This is a genomic window from Providencia sp. PROV188, from assembly GCF_027595165.1.
In the GTDB taxonomy this organism is placed as follows: domain Bacteria; phylum Pseudomonadota; class Gammaproteobacteria; order Enterobacterales; family Enterobacteriaceae; genus Providencia; species Providencia lanzhouensis.
This window is the reverse complement of the sequence record NZ_CP097291.1, coordinates 2,120,582-2,141,205: the sequence shown is the minus strand read 5'-3', so window position 1 is coordinate 2,141,205 and position 20,624 is coordinate 2,120,582. Positions and strand designations below refer to the sequence as shown.

Here is a 20,624-nt window from a genome sequence, read left to right as displayed (position 1 = left end):
TACACAACCAAGAGAATTTGAAATGCTAAAATCAACCTTAATTTCTAAATGTCTTTATCAATGCAATATGATCACTGACGTAAAAGGTGGTGAATATGCGGTGCAAAGTATTTTTACTGAGTATTTTCCAAAGCATTCTTTTGATAAATGGAACACCGAATTGTCTGATGATGTTGCTAATCGCTTTCTAGATCTCTCAAAAGGTAGTTCCCAAATACGTGTTGATTCTTTTATTAAAGACCTTTGGGATCTTTAATTGCGGAAAATGCGCCATATTGATGTTGGGTGGTTTTCCCGAACGCATTAGCTTCTTGTTCTAGCGAATTTCTATCCAACATTAAGGTTTCAGTAGTTTTAGCGATAAATGATAAGTAATCAGCAGCGACCGCACCATTAGTGTTTAAGTAACACACCGCGGCGCCATTGACTTTTAGCTCAATAATATTGCCAGCGCTTTCATTTGTTACTCTGAACATGCTAATCACCTCGAAAAATCAAATAAACTAAGCACTAATAGTGACTTTACAGCGTTCGGTTTGCTCGAAAATCTCATCATCGAGCTTTTCAATCTTGCGCTGCAGATCTTCTTTTTCTTGCTCGTACAGAGCCTGTTTAGCCTTAAGCGAATCTAGCGTTTTAAATTCAGCGGCCTTTTGAAGGATCCATGCCTGCGCATCTTCCTGCGACATTGGCACGCTAAAGGTTACGATTGGTTCTATTGGAGTGGTATGCATAAGTGCTCCCTAAGTTGTCAAAGTTGTTTATAAAAATAACTCCTCAAAACATCCTTAAGTTGTAATTTAGTTGTATTTAAAATGGAAGTCAACAACTTTATGTTGTTTGATTTAAGTTAAAGAAAATTAAAGGATAGAGAAAATAGGAGAGACTATGAATATTAACCCGGCTTTTAACTATAAGCAGAATAGAGACAAGCTATTTGCGAACCTAATTTCTATTATCGATGGCGTTTTGTCAGACAATGAGCTATCAGATTCTGAAATTATTTACATAACCACATGGCTTTCTGACTCGGAGCAAATTTCAGACAACCCATTTGTAGTGCTTTTACAGGAAAGAATAGCAAGAGTTCTGGATGATGGGGTGATCACGGCAGATGAAAGAGAAGAATTGAAGGGAGTTTTACTAGAGGTTCAGCGGTCAATAATGGATATGCCAAATATTGATTTGTACTCAAAAGAGTCAGATATCAATCTACTTAATGGCTTGTGCAAAGGAATAGTTGCGGATAGGAAGTTGGGTATTGATGAGATTAATTACCTTGATTGGTGGCTTACTCAGAATGGAATGCTAAAAAGAAATTATCCTGGCAGGCACTTATATGAACTAATTAAATCCATTAAAGAGGATGGAATTATAGAGAAAAGTGAAAGTGAGCTGCTTTATAAAGCCATGGTTGATTTCTCTGGTACAGATCTAGATAGCGGGGTTGTTGATGGACTCTCATGCCATTTACCATGTGACGATATTGATAATTTCAATGTAATTGGTGCAACAGTTTGTTTGACTGGAAATTTCGTGACGGGAAAGAGATCTTTAGTTTCAGAAATCATAGAGAAGGCAGGAGGTAAAGTTATTGACAGAGTGACACAATCTGCTGATTACCTTGTAATTGGAGCTCTATCATCCCGCGATTGGAGATACTCCAGCCACGGGAGAAAAATTGAAAAGGCTATTGAAGATAGAGATAGCGGTAAATCTAGCATTAAAATAACTACAGAAGATATTTTAATGAAATTCTTACCAACTCCTTGATGACCAAAAGACCCTACCAATAACATGAACTCTGGTGACAGCTTCACTTCTAGGTAGCTGCTCATCAGGGTATTCGTCCCTATTAAAGCTACGTATTATTAGTCCGCCATCAGGTCGATATATCAAGATCTTAACGCGCAATAAAACACCATCTCTTATTGCATAAAGATCCCCATCTTTGATATCTCTTTTGGTGATATCAACGGCTACTAAATCACCACCATTAAGAACAGGGTAGAGACTATTTCCAACTATTTTAACTATCCTTGCATTACTTGCAGAAACGCCATATTTACGTAATTCGTCCCTTCTGAATGGGTAGGTATATTCTTCTAATTCAATAAGTTCTGCGCTAGAACCGCTTCCTGCAGCTAGTTCAATATCAAGTACCGGAATATCGACAAATTCAACATTGCCATGACTAGGAATTTCTTCCCACTCCTTTACTTCAAACTCTGTTTTTAACCCGTTTCCATCATGGGTACCGAACTGCAACCACTGAGCAGATACATTAACAGCCTTCGCAATATCAGCAATTCGACGAGGAGAATTAGTTTGACCCGCTTCAATCTTTTGAATGGATTGCTGACTAACACCGACTTTTTCTGCCAGATCTGCTTGGCTCATTCCGGCTTTTATTCGCGCATCTAACAACCGTTTAGCTATAGACATTGTAATCCCTCCCATTTATTCGACATTTTACAACTTTAAGTGTTAAGAGTTCCAACATCTAAAAGTTGTCAAAGTTGTTATTTTGAATTAACCTTAAGTTGTTTTTACAACTTAAGGGGGCGTTATGGGTAACTCAATTGTCGAGTTATGCGTTATCGGATTGCAAAAGGCAATTGATGCAACAGGCGGGCAGACTCAATTAGCAAAACGTATTAGTGACATTTCAAATAAACCAGTAAAGCAGCAACAAATCTGGAATTGGCTGAACAGAAACAAAAGAGTGCCGGCAGACAAAGTGCTAATAGTTGAACGGGCATCAGGGGTTTCTCGAAATACATTGCGTCCAGATCTCTATCCATAACAACGGGGAGATTCTACAAATAACAACTAACTGAGTTAACTACAAACAAAACAACGGAATTGTAGATATGTGCAAACAAACACTAAAAGAAGTCGTGAAAGAAATGTGCAAAGCATTCCCTGGTGGTCGTTCAGCGATGGCGGGGGCTTTGGGGATATCAGAAACCACTTTCAACAATAAGCTGTATGAAAAGAATGGTTGTCGATTCTTTGAGCATGACGAATTAGAGGCAATAGAAGAACTGTCGGGAACTAAGTTGCTGGTGGAGTATCACCTAGATCGCCATGGCATGATAGCGATGGAACCCATTGAAGCTGAAAAACTCGATCAGGTTGAGCTGTTTGATATTCGAATGAAGTTAGGTGCAATGCAGGGCGCGCTTGCCGTTTTAATTCAAGAAAGCATAGCTGATGGCATTTTAACTGGCGATGAAATCACTGCGATAAACAAAAAATCTCAAAAGGTTTTTGCTTATGCAAAGCACTTTATTGATTCACTACCTGTTGTTTATGGGGTTAAAGCGTAATGACCAACTTTAGGAAGGTTGACGCTCAGGATATGCGGTCCCGAGCGTCGGTGCTAATAACAACTTTTGTGGAGCAACTACTAGCATGAACAGTGTATGCCAAATTCAACCAATAAAGCAATTTAGATGCTTACCAGTCTCGAAACAAGGTTCGCTTCAATATGTAGAAATCATAACGTCAGCAGATGAGTCGGGCAACTACCAGAGAAATGAGAAATTGGTAGATATCGCTGAGTTGAGAAGTGACTGGGCTAACTTTTACTTCAACAGCAAAGGCGAGGCACATGACTGATGAAGATCCAAATAATCTCAATCGCATTTATCTCGACAAGCGCGGTATTCCTGCTCGTGTTGTTCGTTATGACCGGGAAAAAATGTGGGTCATTTACATGCGAGAAGGCTATGAGCATGAATGTTTTGCTCCGTTATACAAATTTAAAGATGAATTCAGAAGAGTCGAGTAGGTAGCAACTATGAGCGTAAAACTATCAAGTTATGTTTGGGATGGCTGTGCGCCAGCAGGTTTGAAGATAACCTCGGTTGCTATCATGGCTCGTCTCGCTGACTTCTCAAACGATGAGGGCGTGTGCTGGCCATCGGTACCGACAATTGCTCGTCAAATCGGTGCGGGTGAAAGCACAGTACGTACCGCTATCAAAGATTTAGAAAAAGATGGTTGGTTATCAAGAGAAAAGCGTCGCAAAGGCAACCGTAATGCAAGCAATATCTATCAGCTTAATGTTAATAAATTAGCTTCAGCAGCGAGAGCCGCATTACCTCAACCAGCAGAATCTGATACGTCAAATCCTGACGCGTCAAAATCTGTTGCATCAAAATCCGCCCCGTCAGAATCGAGCAAAAATAAGCGTTTTGACCCGTCAGAATCTGGGGGCGATCCGTTAGTAACTTCAAAACAAGATCCATCAGTAACTAACTCTTCGTCGCAGAATTCTGGCGAATCCAGCGACAAGCCTAAAATTGATTTTTTAAATCGTTACCCAGAGGCTGTGATTTACAGCCCTAACTTCCAGAAATGGGGATCTGCGGATGACCTCAAGTGTGCTGAATGGCTGTTTAGCCGCAAGTGTGAAGTTTTCAAAGAGCTTGGGCTGCAAGAACCGAAAGAGCCTAATTTCACAGAGTGGGCTAACGATGTTCGCTTGATGGTTAGCCAAGACGGTCGTACCCACAAAGAGATTTGCCAATTCTACAAACGCGTTAGCCATGATGAGTTCTGGAAGAAAAACGTTCAGTGCCCAAGAACGCTACGTACCCAGTGGGATGATTTAACCCTCCGTTTAGCGGGTGAGCAAAAGGTTTCAATTGACCAAGTTCAGCGTGATGAGGCATTCACTCGCATCATCGGATCACATTCTAAGCCTCGAAATCGCATCGAAGAAATTGCGGCAGAGTTAGCAGGTAAATCAGGTGTGCGTCGAATGAGTGATTTTGTTGGACGCAAGGCATGGGCGGGTATTTGGCAACAGGCAGCAGAGCAAGCAGCGAAAGAGGTGATGGCATGATTTCAGCACAAAAGCGTCGGTATATTGAGTACACAACACATTTCAACGGTAGGGCTTTTTGCCGCGATGATCTTTTCAGTGAATTCAACATGAAAAAACGGGCTGGAGCGACAGCTATCATCAAATCTTTATTGAACTATGGACTGATTTATCAAGATCAGAACGGGCTTTATCGTGTATCTGCTAATTGTGAGCAAATGCTAAAAGAGGGGAAATTTCGTTCTCATGATTCCTCTGCGAGTGCAAACGGGATTGCTGCTGAGTCTGCTTTATTCGCTTTAGTTCGGAAGTTTGATGCACTACTGGCTGGGGTCAGAGGATGAGCATATCACTTGTATTGCCATTTCCACCGAGTGTAAATGCATGCTGGCGTAATGTGAATGGCAGAACACTAATCAGTGAAAAGGGACGTAAATTTCGGGGGAGTGCCATTGTTGCTATTTATGAACAATTGAAGCGTAAACCGATAGCGATAACTGAGCCCGTTTCTGTAAAGGTGAAAATGTATCCGCCAACAAATCACAAGCGAGACATTGATAACTATTTAAAAGCACCGTTTGACGCATTAACACATGCCAATATTTGGAAAGACGATGACCAAGTGAAGAGAGTGGAAATGGAGTGGTGTGAAGTTGTCAAAGGCGGTCGTTTTGAAATAACAATCAGTTTGCATGAAAGCGTAAGTGTGGTTGCGTAGATGAGGGAATAGCATGAGTTATCAATGGATACTAACACCAATATTGGTACCAGAAATTGGTGCTGTGATTTTTAAGCCAGGTATGCACATGAATACATTCAGCGGAAGAATGTTGCTGATGACTTTGCCCGCGGAATTAAAGCATAAACCATCAGGGCTTATCTCTCTTTCTCAACAATACCTCAGCAACAAGTTTAATGAGATTGAAGCATTAACGTCAGTAATGAACTTAACGGTAGACGCCGAGCCACCAGCTAGCTTTATGAGGCTTCCTAAGCTCCAGCGCTGGACTAGTAACGATTATCTGAAATGGGTTAAATCACAGCCGTGTTGTGTTTGTGGCGCCACTGCTGACGATGCTCATCACATTATCGGCTACGGGCAGGGTGGCATAGGCACAAAAGCCCATGACTTGTTCACTATCCCATTATGTCGAGTTCACCACAGCGAGTTACACAAAGATCCGAAAGGGTGGGAACAAGAAAACGGTAGCCAGTTAGTTTTGTTATTTAAATTTCTAGATCGCTCTATTGGTCTAGGCGTATTCGGTTAATGCGTTGTGCGGAACGCAGTGGAGAGTATTGCATGAGAGATATTCAGTTAGTTTTAGAGCGCTGGGGTGGTTGGGCTGCCGAAGGTAAAAGCCGTGTTGGCTATTCACCGATTGCGGCAGGGTTTAAAGGCTTACTCCCTAATGTGAATGGTGAGCGACTTTCTTGTTGCGATGACGATGGCATACTTATCGACTCAGCTGTTGGACAGCTAATTAAAGCTGGTAAAAAAGATGAATATGACCTGATAGAAAAACATTACATCAAGAACATATCAAAATCAGCAATAGCAAGGGATATGAAGTGTTCAGAAGGCAAGATTAGACAAAAGCTTATGATAGCTGAAACCTTTATTGATGCCTGTTTAATTATGGCTGACGCGGTTTTAGAAATGGACGAATGGACAAATAAATCAACAATTGATAACTGAATACTTTTCGTTACGAATTTTGGGTGCTAGTGTGATAAGAGTTAACGTTTGTAGCCTAGCTTATAGGATAGTGTACTGCCCCTGAATGAGTGTTTATTAGTTATAATTGTCGACATGGAAAAAAAACCGAAAATATATTATTATTTCCGGTTTTGGGAATTGCTAGTTATTTACTTTTAGTTCAACAGATAGAGAAAGGCTAAGGCTACGAAGTTTTAAGCCGAGTCTGCACTTTGTTAAAATACTCTTGTTTAATAACGCCTTAAGCATTTTAAAACCTCTAAAAATGTAAAAGTTTGCCAGCTAGCCTTTACAACGAACTTATTGATGCTTAGTATTACAAGTGTCTAATTTGAAATACAGTCAACATTTAAATTTGTCATAAATTTTAGTTGGCTCCGGGGAAAGGCTAGAAAGCATTTGTTTTCTAGCCTTTTTTCTTTAAGAACAACATCAAGATAATGTGTATGTATGATTTTATCAAGTGTACAAATCTGACAGATTTTGTGGATAACAACTGGATAAGAAAAATTGATCATGTCGGTAAGCAGCATGAGAAGTGGAATTGCTAAAAATTGACTTACCGACATTCGACTAAAAATTATTTTGTAAAGTTGAGAGTGTTTATTACGTTTTTAGCAAGCTGTAATAGACTATTTTATGGGGGACTTAGAAGATATTCATATCGTTCTGGTAATAAAGCATATTCCCCCCATTTAACATCATCTGACCAGTAACCAGAACCAACTTCCTTCATTAGACCATAGAAAATAACAATTCGACCTAGTTGTTCAGAGGTGATATTTTTTCTACCAAGCTCATGTAAGTTCACTTTTATTCTAATATCACTAGTTGGACCTTGATTATTTAACCGAAAATATATGTGTGCAGTATTAGAAAATCGTTGAATCCTTAAAATTTTACCCCAGTAAAATGTTGGAACAGTACTTTCACTTTCAATATCATTAATATCGACAAGTAGATCTCTTAATAATTTAGGTAACTCTTGACCGCTATTTGCTATGTATATGTATTTATAATAATTCTCGTCAAAGTTTCTACATAATCCTGCGACGGTACTAATTTTACTTGGAAGAGCATAATTTTCCCCTTTGTGTCTTCCTATTGGTGCTTGTATTACAGGGCCATTAATATTTTCATTTGGACCAGTATATTCAGGATTCTCAATATGTTGATTCTCAGGCTCATCATTCATAAATCCGCTAATTACTGCTAGTTGATGATTTTGTATTGCTTTTTGAGCCTCAGTTTCACTCGCATATCGCCGACCAGAAGTACTTATACTCCTTAGTGGGCAATATGTTTCACTATGACTAGGGAGGTGGAAAAAGGCTCTTCTTCTTCCATTTGAAGTCACTTCAGTATTGATTGGGCGAATAGATATAGGAGTGTAGCAAGAAGGGCAGAATAAATGGCCTCTCATTTCGTGCTCATAGTCTTCAGGAGCTATTCGCTGAGTTCTGTCTAATAGTGAAATTGCTTGATGGCTATGAGACCAGTTAGGGTCATAGTAGGCGTATTGAATAAGTCTTTCTGTCATAACGACGATCCTTTGATTAAATATAAAGTTACCATAATAAATGATAAATATTTTTAATCTAATATGGGCCTCATAAATGTGATTGAAGTTACAGACAATTTATCACTGAGTTTCTTCGATGTGACGTCTCATGTAATATAGTGGTATATCTTATTGGAACTGGTTATGTCATGGAGTTTTGGAATGGAATGGAAAGGAATACCTTACTCATTAGATGCTAAGGATATAATGGAATCAGTTAATAGCATAACCACAGTGGCGGTAGATAAAATTCCCACGGTTATTGTGAGTACCTCTTTTTCATGGGAAACCGTAGTAGCGGCTTTCTTGTCTGCCCTGATTCCATCTCTTATCGCTTGGTATGCATTAAAAAATAATTATAAACTAGCTGAATATCAAAATACGCTAGCAACTAAAGAAAAGTGGGTTAGTGATTTTCGCGTTGCTTTAGCGGAATTCATCTCTGAGACATCAATATTTACCAGTAAGATATCGATGAATCCCAGTTTAATAAGTAGTACAGATGAAAAGGCAGTAGAATTTAGTAAGTATAATCTATTATTACTACTTATTAATGCTTCAGATGCGGAAATTAAATTTACTCAACTAGTTATTCAAATAAGCAATAAAATTTCAGATTTAAAGACTGGCAATGGACCTGTTCCGGGTATTGGGTGGGGATTAGAAGTATTGCATGATAAAATTCAAGAGGATTTAAAAGTTCTCATGATAGCTGCAAAACCATTAATGGATGCTAAGTGAATTGATTTTCTATAAGTTAGTATTCAGCTAAAAACTAATGAAAAGTGTTATGTAACATGGGCGCTAAAGCTAAATAATAATTAATGTGTGCATACCAATATACCAATTACGGTTTTATGCTCCCTATTTACCCTTCTTACTTAAAAGGCCACTTTGGTGGCCTTTTTTATTGCCTAAATTTCAACTGATTTCATTAATCCTCACTGGCTTTTAATGCTGGTGGCTTTCTATTAACTAAACATCGGAACACTCCGCAGGGGGTGGATATGCGTATGCACGAAAAATACTCTAGCCCCTTTTCTTATGCTCTTGGAGTTATCACTACTGCTGCTGGGGCTTTATCGTTAGACCAATGGGCGGTGCTCATCGGGATCATCTGTACCGTCGCCACATTTTTGGTGAATTGGTACTACAAGCGGAAAGAATTCAAATTAAGAGAAGGGGAGTCTAGTGGCAAAAATACCAAATAAAATCAAGAATGCTGCCGCTGGTGGCTTAATTGCTTTGACTGTAAGCATGATTGCTTATTTTGAGGGGATGGAAACTAAACCTTATAAAGATGTCGTGAATGTTACCACAGTTTGTTTTGGGCATACGGGTGCTGACATTATCCTCACCAAAACATATACAGAATCAGAATGTTTAGCTTTGCTTGAAAAAGACCTCAGCAAAGTCAGAAAGGGTGTAGACCCTTTAATTAAAGTTGATATCGACGATAACACCCGAGCCGCTATTTATTCCTTTGCTTACAACGTAGGAACAGGTGCTTTTGCTCGTTCTACGATGCTGAAGAAACTGAATGCTGGTGATATCGCTGGTGCTTGCAACGAACTTAAACGCTGGACATACGCAGGGGATAAAGAGTGGAAAGGCTTGATAACACGCAGAGAGATAGAAAACGCCGTATGCCATGGCGAGTTTACTTATGCTTCATTATCGGAATCCCCGTCTGTTTGGCAGCTGGCGTATACGCACTCAATGACAATACCTGCGGTGGCACTGACAAAGTAAGTTTAGAAAAACGCTGCCAAAGTGCGGTCAATTACAACAAAGCCCGGCAGGTTAACTTATGAAGATAGATAACTCGTTTTGGTTTTTTTTAATGCTCGTTATTGCTGGATGGTTGGCTGTTAACATTCACGATGATAATAAGCGACTAAGAAAAGAAAATTCTGAACTGTCAAATAGTATTCAAAATTACGAAAATCGAATTAACTCCCTTCACGAACTCGATACTAAACACACAACGGAACTCACAAATGCAAAAGCTGAAATTGATAAGCTTCGCGATGATGTTCGCTCTGGTCGCAAGCGGGTGTACATCAATGCCGAGTGCACAAGCGCCGAAAACAGTTCCACCTCCAGCGTGGATGTTAGCAGATCCACCCCCGTGGCGAGAGACACTGAAGAAAATATACTCAATCTCGAAGAGCAACTTGAAACACTGGAAAAGCAATACCTTGGCTTAAGAGATTATTACTTTACTGAATGTAAAAGATAAGAGGTTTATATGTGGGTATTAATTTTTGCAATGTACGCAGCTCCTTTTGCGGAAACAGACTTCGCATCAATAAGCTCACAAGAGTTTGAAAATGAAGCTACTTGTAAGATGGCTAAAAAAGCTATTGAGAGTAATTTCACAACGGCTAAAGCAATTAATAGCATAGCTGTCTGCGTGAAGAGGTAATAAAATCAATACGGTAAGTTAAAGCTTAAAGGATAAAAAGCAGCCCGTGTTGGGAAGACTAACCTAACGGGCTAATGAGTACCAGTACACAGCTTGATTATCATTATTCTTACTACCGTTAAGACCTCGAAAATAGAGTAACGAATTTGTAGATTTCAGTGTGTAACAAAAAGAAATAGAATGTTGCTAATGTTGTAGTGGAAGAAGTGGTCTCAGTGCTAATAAATATACAGGATAAAGTATGAGCTAAAAAAATGCCCAGACGGAAGATGAACTGGGCAACACGTTTGGGAACGTAAGAATGGAAACAAACTAGGATTAACAAGAAATTGTTTATTACTATATCCCCTTAAACATCAATGAGACTTAAATAGATTTAAATATTTAAAATTAAATAATTTTTTTACATTTAATGCTGGTAATCTTAATGTGATTAATATTTTATCAATTAAATATATATTAATTAAAATATAAACAGTCATTAGCTAATCATTGGTGGTTTTTTATTTGAGAAAACAATATGGGAAATCGAACAACAACAAGCCTCGAAATAGTGGGCTTTGTAATAGACAAAAAAATAGCCCCGGACAGGGGGGCCTAAAGGGGTGTATTCCACAGGATTAACAATGAACAAGCATATCGGGATGAATTTAATATACCTATGCAAAAGTCATGCAACGAAAGCAAAGGTAAATTAAAGTTACATTTATTCAAGGTTTGTAACGAGTAGTCCGAATTTCAGCCTGCGCAGCTACAAGAAAAGCAATACGGGAAATTGAACAACAAAGAAACGCCCCATATATCGGGGCAAAGTAGAGAATAATAGTTCATGAATGTAACGTCACTATACGTTAATCGTGAATGACCACAACCTTAAAAAGGTAGTAATCTCAAGCGGATATTAAAAATATGAGCTTCCAATTAGGGGCTTTTTAATAGGCAAAAAAATGGCCCACATAGATTTGGGCTAAAAAGAACAGTATTAACATTTAATATGATATCCATGTAAAGCATAGCATAGTAAGTAATTTTAAATTAGCAAGTTAATGTAATAAATCTACGTACAAACAGAACAATTCTGTGAAGAGTTGTATGAATATATTCAGAAGTGATAAAAAAATCCCCTTCTATTAAAAGGGGAGTATTCAAGAGAAACTCATAATTATTGTAGGTCCAGTCATCCTTGACCGGCGATAAGATGGTATCACTATTTATTTCTTAATCCAATATGAAGGTCTGATTGCTTATTCAGGTTCTGATGAGCATTGCGTTCTGCTACTAGAATAATTGCGAGCGAGGCGCTGCGTTGTCGCTGTCTTATATGTTAGCTGAGACCCGCAACCTCTAAGCGGATAGCGCATATATAGAATCAAAAACAACGAATCCAAGTGTGGATAGCTCATGCGGTGGAAACGTCAGCCATTGGAGAAGAAGCGGCGTGACTTATGGAGAGACATAATTTTATTTAATTCTACAAATGCTATTCATTGAGTAGCATTGATAGAGTTTTATATTGGTTTTAATAGTGGTCGGTTAGCCGATTTCCCAGAGTCATATAAATTTAATTAGCACAATATTCTAAATAGCCACCAGCTAATCATTGGTGGTTTTTTCATTTGTGGAGAAAGTTATGTCAGATAAAAAAGAAGTCACTGAGTTAAGTATCAAAGTATCAGTTGATACCACTGGGTTGGATAAGCTCGAAGCGCAGCTGAAGCGCATTACTGGGCTAATGGTTGATGCTGTACTAACAAATGCGATAGAAATCCACCAGCCTCAAGAAGATCTCAATCGGACAGTAGATATAATTAAAGACCAAGATAAAGCAATCGCCGATGCAGTACGGAAAGTAGCGCAGAAAGCTGCGATTGATGCTTTGCGTAATAATGCAAAGGTAGTCTGACATGCCTCCTCGTATACCTCGCGCCTGCCGCAAGCATGGCTGTAGTAAAACAACCACTGACCGTAGTGGCTACTGTCAAGAGCACATGAATGCAGGATGGGAAAGCCACCAGCAGGGCAAGAGTCGCCATGAGCGCGGCTATGGTTCCAAGTGGGATAAGATACGCGCTCGTGTTCTGTATCGTGATAAGCATCTATGCCAAGAGTGTCTGAAGTCAGGTAGACCAACCGAAGCCAAGACAGTGGACCACATCAAGCCCAAGGCGCATGGCGGTACCGATGATGATAGCAATCTGCAAGCGCTGTGCTGGTCGTGCCATAGAAGCAAGACGGCAAGTGAACGAACCAGAAGATAATCGCTATATGGCGATAACTTACAGAGGGGAGGGGTGGGTCAAATCCCTACCACTCTCGCCCTAAAGTACCGCCGCCTTACCTTTTGTTATATCGCCGCAGGTTAGAAAACTTTTTTATGGGGATCCCCAGCGTTAATTAATAGGAGGTTTCTATCATGGCTGGACCACCTAAAACCCCGTCACATCTGCAATTGGTGAGGGGGAACCCATCAAAACGACCCATTAATAAACAAGAACCAAAACCGCCGTCAGGGGTACCCCAAACACCAAAGTATTTTGATAAGCGGGGTAAGTATTGGTTCAAGAAAATGGGAGAAGAGTTAGATGCACTGGGTGTCATGAGCACGCTCGATGCAAAAGCTCTGGAATTATTAGTTGAAGCATACGTTGAGTACCGGCATCACTGCGAGGTGCTCGATACTGAAGGTTATACCTACAACACTACGTCAATGACTGGCGACATTATCAAAAAAGCACATCCAGCGGCTGCAATGAAAGCCGATGTTTGGAAGCGAATCCGAGCTATGCTCAGTGAATTTGGCATGACACCTTCAGCAAGAACAAAAGTCAGTGTCAAAGGTCCTGAGCAGGAAGATCCACTAGAAGCATTTCTGAAAAAGCGCAAATGATGAATGGCAACCGTAGCAGATGGAATTCAGTACGCCGAGCAGGTCGTGGCTGGAGAAATTGTTGCGTGCGAATTGGTGCGCTTAGCGTGCCAGCGTTTTTTAAATGATTTAGAGCATGGTCCTGAGCGTGACATCTATTTCATTGAAGATCGCGCACAGCACATACTCGACTTTTACAATTTTATCCCGCATGTCAAAGGGGCATTGGCTGGGAAGCCGATTGATTTAATGCCGTGGCATGTCTTTATCTTGATTAATATTTTCGGGTTTGTTATCCCGTTAATTGATGAATTAACCGGTGAACAAGTTCTTGATGATGATGGTGACGCCATCTTTGTTCGTCGTTTTCGAACCGCATTTAATGAAGTGGCTCGTAAGAATGCAAAATCAACGCTCTCCAGCGGCATCGGTTTATACATGACTGGGGCTGATGGCGAGGGTGGTGCTGAGGTTTATTCAGCCGCAACGACTCGCGATCAGGCACGTATTGTGTTTGAAGATGCCAAAAATATGGTCAAAAAAGCGAAAACAACGCTAGGTCGCTTATTTGATTACAACAAGTTAGCGATTTACCAAGAGCGAACGGCGTCTAAATTTGAACCACTTTCCAGTGATGCGAATAACCTCGATGGCTTGAATATTCATTGCGGGATAGTCGATGAGCTCCATGCTCATAAGACTCGCGATGTGTGGGATGTTCTTGAAACGGCGACGGGCGCGCGATTGCAGTCGCTTTTATTTACCATCACAACATCGGGTTTTAACAAAGAGGGGATCTGTTACGAGTTACGAGATTACGCAATCAAAGTTCTAACAGGTGTTGTTGATGATGACACTTTCTTTGCCATTATTTATACCCTCGATGATGGCGACGATGATTTTGATGAATCCGTTTGGATAAAAGCTAATCCTGGGCTTGGTGTCTGTAAGCGTTTTGATGATATGCGACGTCTGGCCAAGAAGGCGAAAGAGCAAATTGCTGCTCGTCCTAACTTTCTCACTAAGCACCTTAATAAGTGGGTGAATGCTGAGTCAGTATGGATGGACATGAGCAAATGGGAGGCTGCCCCAGCTAACGCCCCTGATGATGAGTTACAGCATTATCCGGTTTGGGTTGGCGTTGACTTGGCTAGCAAAATTGACGTTGCCGCAGCAATTAAGATGTATGAGGACGGGCAGGGAAAAACGCACATTAAGTGCAAATTCTGGATACCAGAGGATCGCATTGACACTGCACCGAAACACATCGCAGAGCTTTACCGGAAATGGGAAGATGCCGGTCACTTGGAATTTACTGACGGTGAAGTGATTGATCATGACATTATCAAAGACGACATCCTGAAGTGGTGTGAGGGGGATGATGTCCGTGAATTAGGGTTTGACCCATGGAGTGCAGTTCAGTTTTCTCGCCGGCTAGCGGAGGAAGGTGTTCCGCTAGTTGAGGTTGCTCAAACAGTTAAAAACATGTCTGAAGCCATGAAAAGCGTTCAAGCTGATGTGTATGCAGGTAAGTTTCATCACGATCATAATCCAATGATGGCTTGGATGTTGTCCAACGTCACCGTAAAACCGGATAGAAACGAAAATATCTTCCCCAACAAATCCACACCCGAAAACAAAATTGATGGTCCAGTTGCCATGTTTACGGCAAAAAGCCGTCAATTGGTGGGTGGTGGTGAGCCACAACAAAATTTATCCGATGTATTAGCGACTCGCGGGTTGCGTTCTCTCTAAGGAGATTCAATGAAATTTTTAACGATTACAGCCTTATTGGTTGGGATTGCGGGTGCCTGTTTACTGTCGTTTGGTGCTTGGTTGGTTTATCCCCCTATTGGCTATATCACTGCGGGGTTGTTATGCCTTTTATGGTCCTACTTAGTTTCTAAGTCGATGGGCCAGCCGAAAAATGGTAAGGGGTAACTATGTTTTTTCCTGGTCTATTTCGTAAATCCAGTGAGGGGATGACATCTCATGAACTGAGTGAGCTTATAGGTCTTTCTTATAATACTTATTCTGGTCGCCGTGTAAGCCCGCAACTTGCCATGCAATTAACAGGGGTTTTTGGTTGTGTTCGGGTGCTCGCTGAATCAGTGGGAATGCTGCCGTGTTCTTTATACGAGCAATTAGAGCGAGGGAATAAGCGAGCGACACGAGAGCGATTAAATAAGCTACTGTCCGTTAAGCCCAATAATTACATGACACCGCAAGAGTTTTGGGAGCTATTAATTGCCTGTTTGTGTTTGAGAGGTAATTTCTACGCTTATAAAGTTTTTGCACTCGGGGAGGTCGTCGAATTATTACCACTGGATCCAAGCTCAGTTACTCCGAAGTTAAACAGTAATTGGGAGCCTGAGTATAAGGTGACCTTCCCCAATGGGGACTGTCGAACGCTATCTCAAAATGAAATTTGGCATGTTCGTATTTTTACATTAGATGGGTTAACGGGGTTAAGCCCTATTGCTTATGCTAAGCAAGCTATTGGTCTCGGTTTGGCAACCGAAGAGCATGGCGCCCGTCTATTTGGTAACGGTGCAGTGACCAGTGGTGTACTCCAAACAGATCAGGAACTTTCAGACCCTGCTTTTGACCGGTTAAAAAATGATTTTGAAGCGAATCATCAAGGGCTAACGAATGCCCATAAACCTATGATTTTAGAAATGGGGCTGAAGTGGCAGCAAATCAGTTTATCCGCGGAAGATGCTCAGTTTCTTGAAACTCGAAAATTCCAGCTCGAAGAGATTTGCCGTATTTTTCGCGTTCCACTGCATTTGGTGCAGAACACTGATAGGGCGACATTCAATAACATTGAAAACCTCGGGATCGGCTTTATCAATTACTCCTTGGTTCCCTACCTTATTCGTATTGAGCAGCGTATCAATATTGGTTTAGTCAAACCAAGCAAACAAGGTGTTTTCTACGCCAAATTTAATACAGGCGCACTGCTTCGTGGGGACATGAAATCTCGATTTGATGCCTATGCAACGGGTATCAATTGGGGGATCTATTCACCTAATGAATGCCGTGAACTGGAAGAGCTCAATCCGCGCGAAGGTGGTGATATCTATCTCATGCCACTAAACATGACCACAAAGCCAGAATCCTCAAAACAGGAGGGGAAAACCGATGCCGATAATGACAAAGCAACGGCTTGATGTACCGCTAAAAATTAAGTCAGTCAGCGACTCGGGAGAGTTTGAAGGCTATGGCTCAGTTTTTGGCGTGAAAGACAGTTATTCCGACATTGTGATGTCCGGTGCTTTTCTTAATTCACTCAATAAGTGGCAAGAAAAAGGGTCTCTTCCCGCCATGCTTTGGCAGCACAACATGTCTGAACCCATCGGTATTTATACCGAAATGCGTGAGGATAGTACGGGGCTCTATGTCAAAGGGCGATTACTGATTGATGACGACCCTTTATCTAAACGTGCACATGCTCACATGAAGGCCGGATCATTATCCGGCCTTTCTATTGGTTACATTCTTAAAGACTATGAATATGACCGCAATAAAGATGCCTTTCTATTGAAAGAAATCGACCTGTGGGAAGTCAGTCTAGTGACTTTTCCCTCAAATGATGAAGCCCGGGTGAGTGATGTGAAATCGGCATTTGCCCGTGGCGAATTACCCACACAAAAAAGTATTGAGCGAGTCCTGCGCGATGTTGGGCTTTCGCGAACACAAGCCAAGGCATTTATAGCTAAAGGCTACGATGCGCTTTCTCTGCGTGATGCTGAGCAAGAAGCTATCGACACATTGAAATCCATTTTTAAATAAAGGTACATATTATGGCTGTAGATCATAAAGACGTTAGTGAAGTTGCGCAGGAACTGAAAGGTAAATTTGAAGAATTCACCCAAAGGAATGATAAGCGCATCGATGCAATTGAAGCGGAAAAAAGTAAGTTATCAGGTCAAGTTGATACGTTGAACGAAAAATTAACTGAATTAGATGAGTTAAAAACTAACTTAGAAGCAGAGTTAGCTGCAGTTAAGCGCCCAAATGGTGGCACGGTAAATAAGGATGTTGCTGAGCATAAAACTGCATTTGAGCAGTTTGTGCGCAAAGGTAAAGAAGAAGGGCTTGCTGATTTAGAGCGTAAAGCGATGCAAGTTGGCTCAGACCCCGATGGTGGTTTTGCCGTACCTGAAGAGCTCGATCGCAATATTATCAGCATGCTTCGCGATGAAGTGGTCATGCGTCAGGAATGTAATGTCGTGACAGTTGGTTCACCTAGCTTTAAACGTTTGGTGAATCAGGGGGGCTCGAATAGTGGCTGGGTGGGTGAGGTGGATAAGCGACCTGAAACTAAAACCCCAAAACTGGCGTCCATTGAGCCTGTTTGGGGCGAGATTTACGGTAATCCAGCGGCAACACAAACGATGCTTGATGATGCGTTCTTTGATGTTGAGCAGTTTATCACGGGTGATTTGGCCATTGAATTCGCCGAGCAAGAAGAAGCTGCTTTCACCAATGGGGACGGTATCAAAAAGCCAAAAGGCTTATTGGCATATGGCAGTGATGAGCAAGCAGACAAAGATCGTGATTGGGGAAAATTACAGCATCTGTTATTGAAAAAGCCAACGGAAGTCACTGCTGATGAAATCATGAAGCTGATTTATACCATGCGCAAGGTCTATCGCTCAGGTGCCAAGTTCATGATGAACAACAATACCCTGTTCCAAGTTCGTACGTTGAAAGATGCGCAAGGAAATTATTTGTGGCAACCGGGCCTGCAATTAGGGCAGCCTTCAGCATTACTGGGTTATGGCATCGCTGAAAATGAGCAATTTTCTGATGTTGTTGCTGAATCAACACCAATTGCATTTGGTAACTTCAAGCGTTGCTACACCATTCTGGATCGCATGGGTGTCCGTATGCTGCGTGACCCATACACCAACAAGCCGTTTGTACATTTCTACACGACCAAGCGTGTTGGTTCTATGATGGTTGATAGTAATGCAGTGAAAGTATTGAAAGCAGCTGCAGCGAAATAATCACAATATTATCCATGGCGGCTTAATTGCCGCCTTTTTGTGCCTCTCTTTTGCGTACCACATACGCACCATTTTTAAACATCGAACCGTTATTTAGGAATGAGCTTTTGAGGAGATCAGTTATAGCTGATACTGCTTCGATGGGCTGATCTCCTATGTGGCAAAGGTTCATTTCTAAGTAAGGACAGTATCATGTCAACTAAATTAGTGACTCATACAGATTTAGACCTCCGCGCAATGATTTCTGCAAAAGATGGAGAACCGGTAACTGATACATTTAAAATAGCTGAGGTGTTCAATAGACGTCATGCTGATGTCCTCCGAGCCTTGGCGAAGTGTCATTGCTCAGATGAATTCAGGGCTGCGCATTTTTTCGTTTCCGAGAAAATCAATGAGTTAGGTATTTTTGATAAAAAACAAAAATACTATGTTATGGATTTTAGCGGGTTCGTTATGCTGGTAATGGGATTCAGCGGATCTAAAGCTGGTCAGATAAAAGAGGCGTACATCAATGCATTCAACTGGATGAAAGGGAAACTTAGCGAACTAAATAATTCCCTTGAGGCTGAAAGTAACGCTGTAATGCTTGAGTATATGAAAGAAAAGGATGTAGCTAGTATGTCTGGTCGGTTATTAAATCGATGGGGAAGAGTAAAAAAGCCACAGTTACTATCAAGAATAAGCAAACTAGAGCAAAAGCGGCAATTGTGCATTTCATTTGCCAGTGAACAAAAATGAATAGGTCGCTCAGCGGCCTTTTTTTTATTGGAGGCTTCATGCCATTGCCCACATTGGAGAAGTTAAAAGCGCAATGTCGGATTGACGATGACAATGCAACAGAAGATGGCTTGCTGATCACGTATATGCAGGCGGCTAAGAAGCGGGCAGAAAACTACATCAACAGAATGCTTTATGACGGTGATGTTCCTGAATCCGATCCAGATGGTTTGCAGATCTCGGAGGATATTGAGCTGGCGATTATGCTGGCGGTGGGTCATTTCTATGAAAATAGAGAAACAACGGGTATGTCTGCCGGATTTAAAGCGCTATTGGAGCCATATCGCTATATCAATATTTAGGGGGTGATATGAAAGCGGGCGAACTCAATAAGCGGATTTGGTTATCGCGCATCGAGGAAGTGAGGGATGAGTTAGGTGTCCCCAAATCTAGTGTGGTGAAAGTCAAAGAGGTATGGGCAAAAGCGGAGGCGATGTCTAACCGAAAAATACGCACAGCCGATCAGCAGCAGGTTATCGAAACGTACCAATTCACTATTCGACCACGCAGCGACGTTAATATCGGGTGGATCATCACTTATCAAAATCGCAACTTCACGGTTCGCGCTGTTGATAGAAACCAGTCAGACCGACTAATCATAACGACGGAGGCTGACAATCAGCATGATAGAAACTGACATTAAAGCCGATTTGGAGCGACTAACAGGATTAAAGGCATATCCTTTAGGGCTTCCATCCGATGTGTTGGAAGGGGTTATTTATCAGCGCATCAGCGACCCTAAAGCGCTTACCGGACTCGCTAAAACCTCCCTTGTTCAATCGCGTTTTCAAATTACCTTTCAGATCCCCAATGACTATGCCAAAGCATTGAAGCTAGAAGCCTTAGTGCTTAAAACTTGGGAAAGCATTACGCACGGTCATATCGGTTCATATCCAGTACAAACCGTTCAGCGCGGGGCTTTCATGCAGTCACGAGAGGAGCAGACAGATAAGCGCGTTATTTTCAGAGTGATGCGTGATTTTGTTCTTACTTATCCAGAGGGCGCCACATGAGAATGACGGTCGAAGTGAAGGGGTTAAAAGACCTGGAGTATGAGCTAAATAAACTAGGAGAAGAAATTACCACAAAGGTGTTAAGGCAAGCTGGGCGAGAGGCAATGACACCCGTGTTAGACGATATGAAAAAGCATGCTGGTTATGATGCGACAAGCGAAGCTGAGCACATGAGAGACAGCATCAAAATTACCACCACAAGCCGAATGAAGGATAACAAAACACTCTCTGTCATGACAGTAAGAGTAGGTCCAACTAAAGCGCATTATATGAAGGCGAAGGCGCAAGAATTTGGCACTGTCAAACAGATACCAAATCCATTCATCCGACCCGCGTTGGATTATAACCGTCAATTTATTCTCAACATACTTGCATCGGAAATACGTGCAAGCATCGAAAAATATCGTTAA

29 protein-coding genes and 2 pseudogenes are annotated in these 20,624 nt (G+C 41.3%); 27 read left to right on the top strand and 4 right to left on the bottom strand.

What is annotated here, in order from left to right; genetic code table 11:
- Positions 1-233: 233 nt before the first annotated feature.
- Positions 234-476: a hypothetical protein gene (locus M5X66_RS09785; protein ID WP_224050321.1), complete on the bottom strand. Its 243-nt coding sequence runs from the start codon at positions 474-476 to the stop codon at positions 234-236.
- Positions 477-503: 27 nt separating this feature from the next.
- Positions 504-734: a hypothetical protein gene (locus M5X66_RS09780; RefSeq protein WP_270103486.1), complete on the bottom strand. Its 231-nt coding sequence runs from the start codon at positions 732-734 to the stop codon at positions 504-506.
- A gap of 154 nt (positions 735-888) precedes the next feature.
- Between M5X66_RS09780 and M5X66_RS09775 the strand changes: the two genes are divergently transcribed.
- A complete protein-coding gene (locus M5X66_RS09775; protein WP_270103485.1) occupies positions 889-1,773 on the top strand; it encodes a BRCT domain-containing protein in 885 nt (294 codons plus the stop codon).
- On the opposite strand, the gene M5X66_RS09770 is transcribed toward M5X66_RS09775, so the two are convergent.
- Positions 1,759-2,445: an XRE family transcriptional regulator gene (locus tag M5X66_RS09770; RefSeq protein WP_224050318.1), complete on the bottom strand. Its 687-nt coding sequence runs from the start codon at positions 2,443-2,445 to the stop codon at positions 1,759-1,761. The genes M5X66_RS09775 and M5X66_RS09770 overlap by 15 nt on opposite strands.
- Positions 2,446-2,569: 124 nt before the next feature.
- On the opposite strand from M5X66_RS09770, the gene M5X66_RS09765 reads away from it, so the two are divergent.
- From M5X66_RS09765 to M5X66_RS09730, 8 genes and pseudogenes are all read left to right on the top strand, one after another.
- On the top strand, positions 2,570-2,806 hold the full coding sequence (locus M5X66_RS09765) for a transcriptional regulator (protein WP_112860224.1): 237 nt from the start codon (positions 2,570-2,572) through the stop codon (positions 2,804-2,806).
- Positions 2,807-2,873: 67 nt separating this feature from the next.
- A complete protein-coding gene (locus M5X66_RS09760; protein WP_270103484.1) occupies positions 2,874-3,332 on the top strand; it encodes a YmfL family putative regulatory protein in 459 nt (152 codons plus the stop codon).
- A 284-nt stretch (positions 3,333-3,616) separates the two neighbouring features.
- A complete protein-coding gene (locus M5X66_RS09755; protein ID WP_270103483.1) occupies positions 3,617-3,796 on the top strand; it encodes a DUF4222 domain-containing protein in 180 nt (59 codons plus the stop codon).
- Between the two features lie 9 nt (positions 3,797-3,805).
- Entirely contained in the window at positions 3,806-4,855 is a 1,050-nt protein-coding gene (locus M5X66_RS09750; RefSeq protein WP_270103482.1) for a helix-turn-helix domain-containing protein, read from the top strand.
- The gene (locus M5X66_RS18730) at positions 4,852-5,178 is read left to right on the top strand and encodes a hypothetical protein (protein WP_270103481.1); all 327 of its coding nucleotides are present in this window, start codon (positions 4,852-4,854) and stop codon (positions 5,176-5,178) included. Before M5X66_RS09750 ends, M5X66_RS18730 begins: the two co-directional genes overlap by 4 nt.
- Entirely contained in the window at positions 5,175-5,552 is a 378-nt protein-coding gene (locus M5X66_RS09740; RefSeq protein WP_006658976.1) for a RusA family crossover junction endodeoxyribonuclease, read from the top strand. Before M5X66_RS18730 ends, M5X66_RS09740 begins: the two co-directional genes overlap by 4 nt.
- Before the next feature lie 208 nt (positions 5,553-5,760).
- A pseudogene (locus M5X66_RS09735) lies at positions 5,761-6,105 on the top strand (DUF968 domain-containing protein); the annotation flags it as partial.
- A gap of 32 nt (positions 6,106-6,137) precedes the next feature.
- Positions 6,138-6,533, top strand: coding sequence for an antiterminator Q family protein (locus M5X66_RS09730; protein ID WP_270103479.1), 396 nt, complete (start codon positions 6,138-6,140; stop codon positions 6,531-6,533).
- 658 nt (positions 6,534-7,191) lie between these two features.
- On the opposite strand, the gene M5X66_RS09725 is transcribed toward M5X66_RS09730, so the two are convergent.
- Positions 7,192-8,094 carry a hypothetical protein gene (locus tag M5X66_RS09725; RefSeq protein ID WP_270103478.1) on the bottom strand — a complete coding sequence of 301 codons (903 nt, stop codon included), beginning with the start codon at positions 8,092-8,094 and terminating at the stop codon, positions 7,192-7,194.
- 183 nt (positions 8,095-8,277) lie between these two features.
- Between M5X66_RS09725 and M5X66_RS09720 the strand changes: the two genes are divergently transcribed.
- The 18 genes and pseudogenes from M5X66_RS09720 to M5X66_RS09635 all read left to right on the top strand — a co-directional run bounded on the left by M5X66_RS09720 (position 8,278) and on the right by M5X66_RS09635 (position 20,624).
- The gene (locus M5X66_RS09720) at positions 8,278-8,856 is read left to right on the top strand and encodes a hypothetical protein (RefSeq protein WP_270103477.1); all 579 of its coding nucleotides are present in this window, start codon (positions 8,278-8,280) and stop codon (positions 8,854-8,856) included.
- Between the two features lie 266 nt (positions 8,857-9,122).
- A complete protein-coding gene (locus tag M5X66_RS09715; RefSeq protein ID WP_006658966.1) occupies positions 9,123-9,326 on the top strand; it encodes a phage holin family protein in 204 nt (67 codons plus the stop codon).
- Positions 9,307-9,867 (top strand): lysozyme, encoded by a 561-nt coding sequence (locus tag M5X66_RS09710; protein WP_270103476.1) that lies wholly within the window; start codon positions 9,307-9,309, stop codon positions 9,865-9,867. The genes M5X66_RS09715 and M5X66_RS09710 overlap by 20 nt, the downstream gene beginning before the upstream one ends.
- Before the next feature lie 58 nt (positions 9,868-9,925).
- Entirely contained in the window at positions 9,926-10,357 is a 432-nt protein-coding gene (locus M5X66_RS09705) for a lysis protein (protein WP_154638951.1), read from the top strand.
- Positions 10,358-10,366: 9 nt separating this feature from the next.
- Positions 10,367-10,543 carry a hypothetical protein gene (locus M5X66_RS09700; protein ID WP_195848879.1) on the top strand — a complete coding sequence of 59 codons (177 nt, stop codon included), beginning with the start codon at positions 10,367-10,369 and terminating at the stop codon, positions 10,541-10,543.
- A gap of 1,630 nt (positions 10,544-12,173) precedes the next feature.
- Positions 12,174-12,446 (top strand): hypothetical protein, encoded by a 273-nt coding sequence (locus tag M5X66_RS09695; protein WP_154638944.1) that lies wholly within the window; start codon positions 12,174-12,176, stop codon positions 12,444-12,446.
- A 1-nt stretch (position 12,447) separates the two neighbouring features.
- Positions 12,448-12,801 carry an HNH endonuclease gene (locus tag M5X66_RS09690; protein WP_154638943.1) on the top strand — a complete coding sequence of 118 codons (354 nt, stop codon included), beginning with the start codon at positions 12,448-12,450 and terminating at the stop codon, positions 12,799-12,801.
- Positions 12,802-12,956: 155 nt separating this feature from the next.
- The gene (locus M5X66_RS09685; RefSeq protein ID WP_006658959.1) at positions 12,957-13,430 is read left to right on the top strand and encodes a phage terminase small subunit P27 family; all 474 of its coding nucleotides are present in this window, start codon (positions 12,957-12,959) and stop codon (positions 13,428-13,430) included.
- Between the two features lie 3 nt (positions 13,431-13,433).
- Positions 13,434-15,164, top strand: coding sequence for a terminase large subunit (locus M5X66_RS09680; RefSeq protein WP_270103475.1), 1,731 nt, complete (start codon positions 13,434-13,436; stop codon positions 15,162-15,164).
- A 9-nt stretch (positions 15,165-15,173) separates the two neighbouring features.
- Positions 15,174-15,350: a hypothetical protein gene (locus M5X66_RS09675; RefSeq protein ID WP_036975522.1), complete on the top strand. Its 177-nt coding sequence runs from the start codon at positions 15,174-15,176 to the stop codon at positions 15,348-15,350.
- Between the two features lie 2 nt (positions 15,351-15,352).
- A complete protein-coding gene (locus M5X66_RS09670; RefSeq protein WP_270103474.1) occupies positions 15,353-16,582 on the top strand; it encodes a phage portal protein in 1,230 nt (409 codons plus the stop codon).
- Positions 16,560-17,204: an HK97 family phage prohead protease gene (locus M5X66_RS09665; protein WP_442959377.1), complete on the top strand. Its 645-nt coding sequence runs from the start codon at positions 16,560-16,562 to the stop codon at positions 17,202-17,204. Before M5X66_RS09670 ends, M5X66_RS09665 begins: the two co-directional genes overlap by 23 nt.
- A gap of 11 nt (positions 17,205-17,215) precedes the next feature.
- A complete protein-coding gene (locus tag M5X66_RS09660) occupies positions 17,216-18,424 on the top strand; it encodes a phage major capsid protein (protein WP_270103472.1) in 1,209 nt (402 codons plus the stop codon).
- A 145-nt stretch (positions 18,425-18,569) separates the two neighbouring features.
- Positions 18,570-19,162, top strand: a pseudogene (locus M5X66_RS09655) (Rha family transcriptional regulator).
- 38 nt (positions 19,163-19,200) lie between these two features.
- Positions 19,201-19,503 (top strand): head-tail connector protein, encoded by a 303-nt coding sequence (locus M5X66_RS09650; RefSeq protein ID WP_270103471.1) that lies wholly within the window; start codon positions 19,201-19,203, stop codon positions 19,501-19,503.
- Positions 19,504-19,511: 8 nt separating this feature from the next.
- Positions 19,512-19,838 carry a phage head closure protein gene (locus M5X66_RS09645; RefSeq protein WP_036975537.1) on the top strand — a complete coding sequence of 109 codons (327 nt, stop codon included), beginning with the start codon at positions 19,512-19,514 and terminating at the stop codon, positions 19,836-19,838.
- The gene (locus M5X66_RS09640; protein ID WP_270103470.1) at positions 19,825-20,214 is read left to right on the top strand and encodes a hypothetical protein; all 390 of its coding nucleotides are present in this window, start codon (positions 19,825-19,827) and stop codon (positions 20,212-20,214) included. Before M5X66_RS09645 ends, M5X66_RS09640 begins: the two co-directional genes overlap by 14 nt.
- A complete protein-coding gene (locus tag M5X66_RS09635; RefSeq protein ID WP_270103469.1) occupies positions 20,211-20,624 on the top strand; it encodes an HK97-gp10 family putative phage morphogenesis protein in 414 nt (137 codons plus the stop codon). Before M5X66_RS09640 ends, M5X66_RS09635 begins: the two co-directional genes overlap by 4 nt.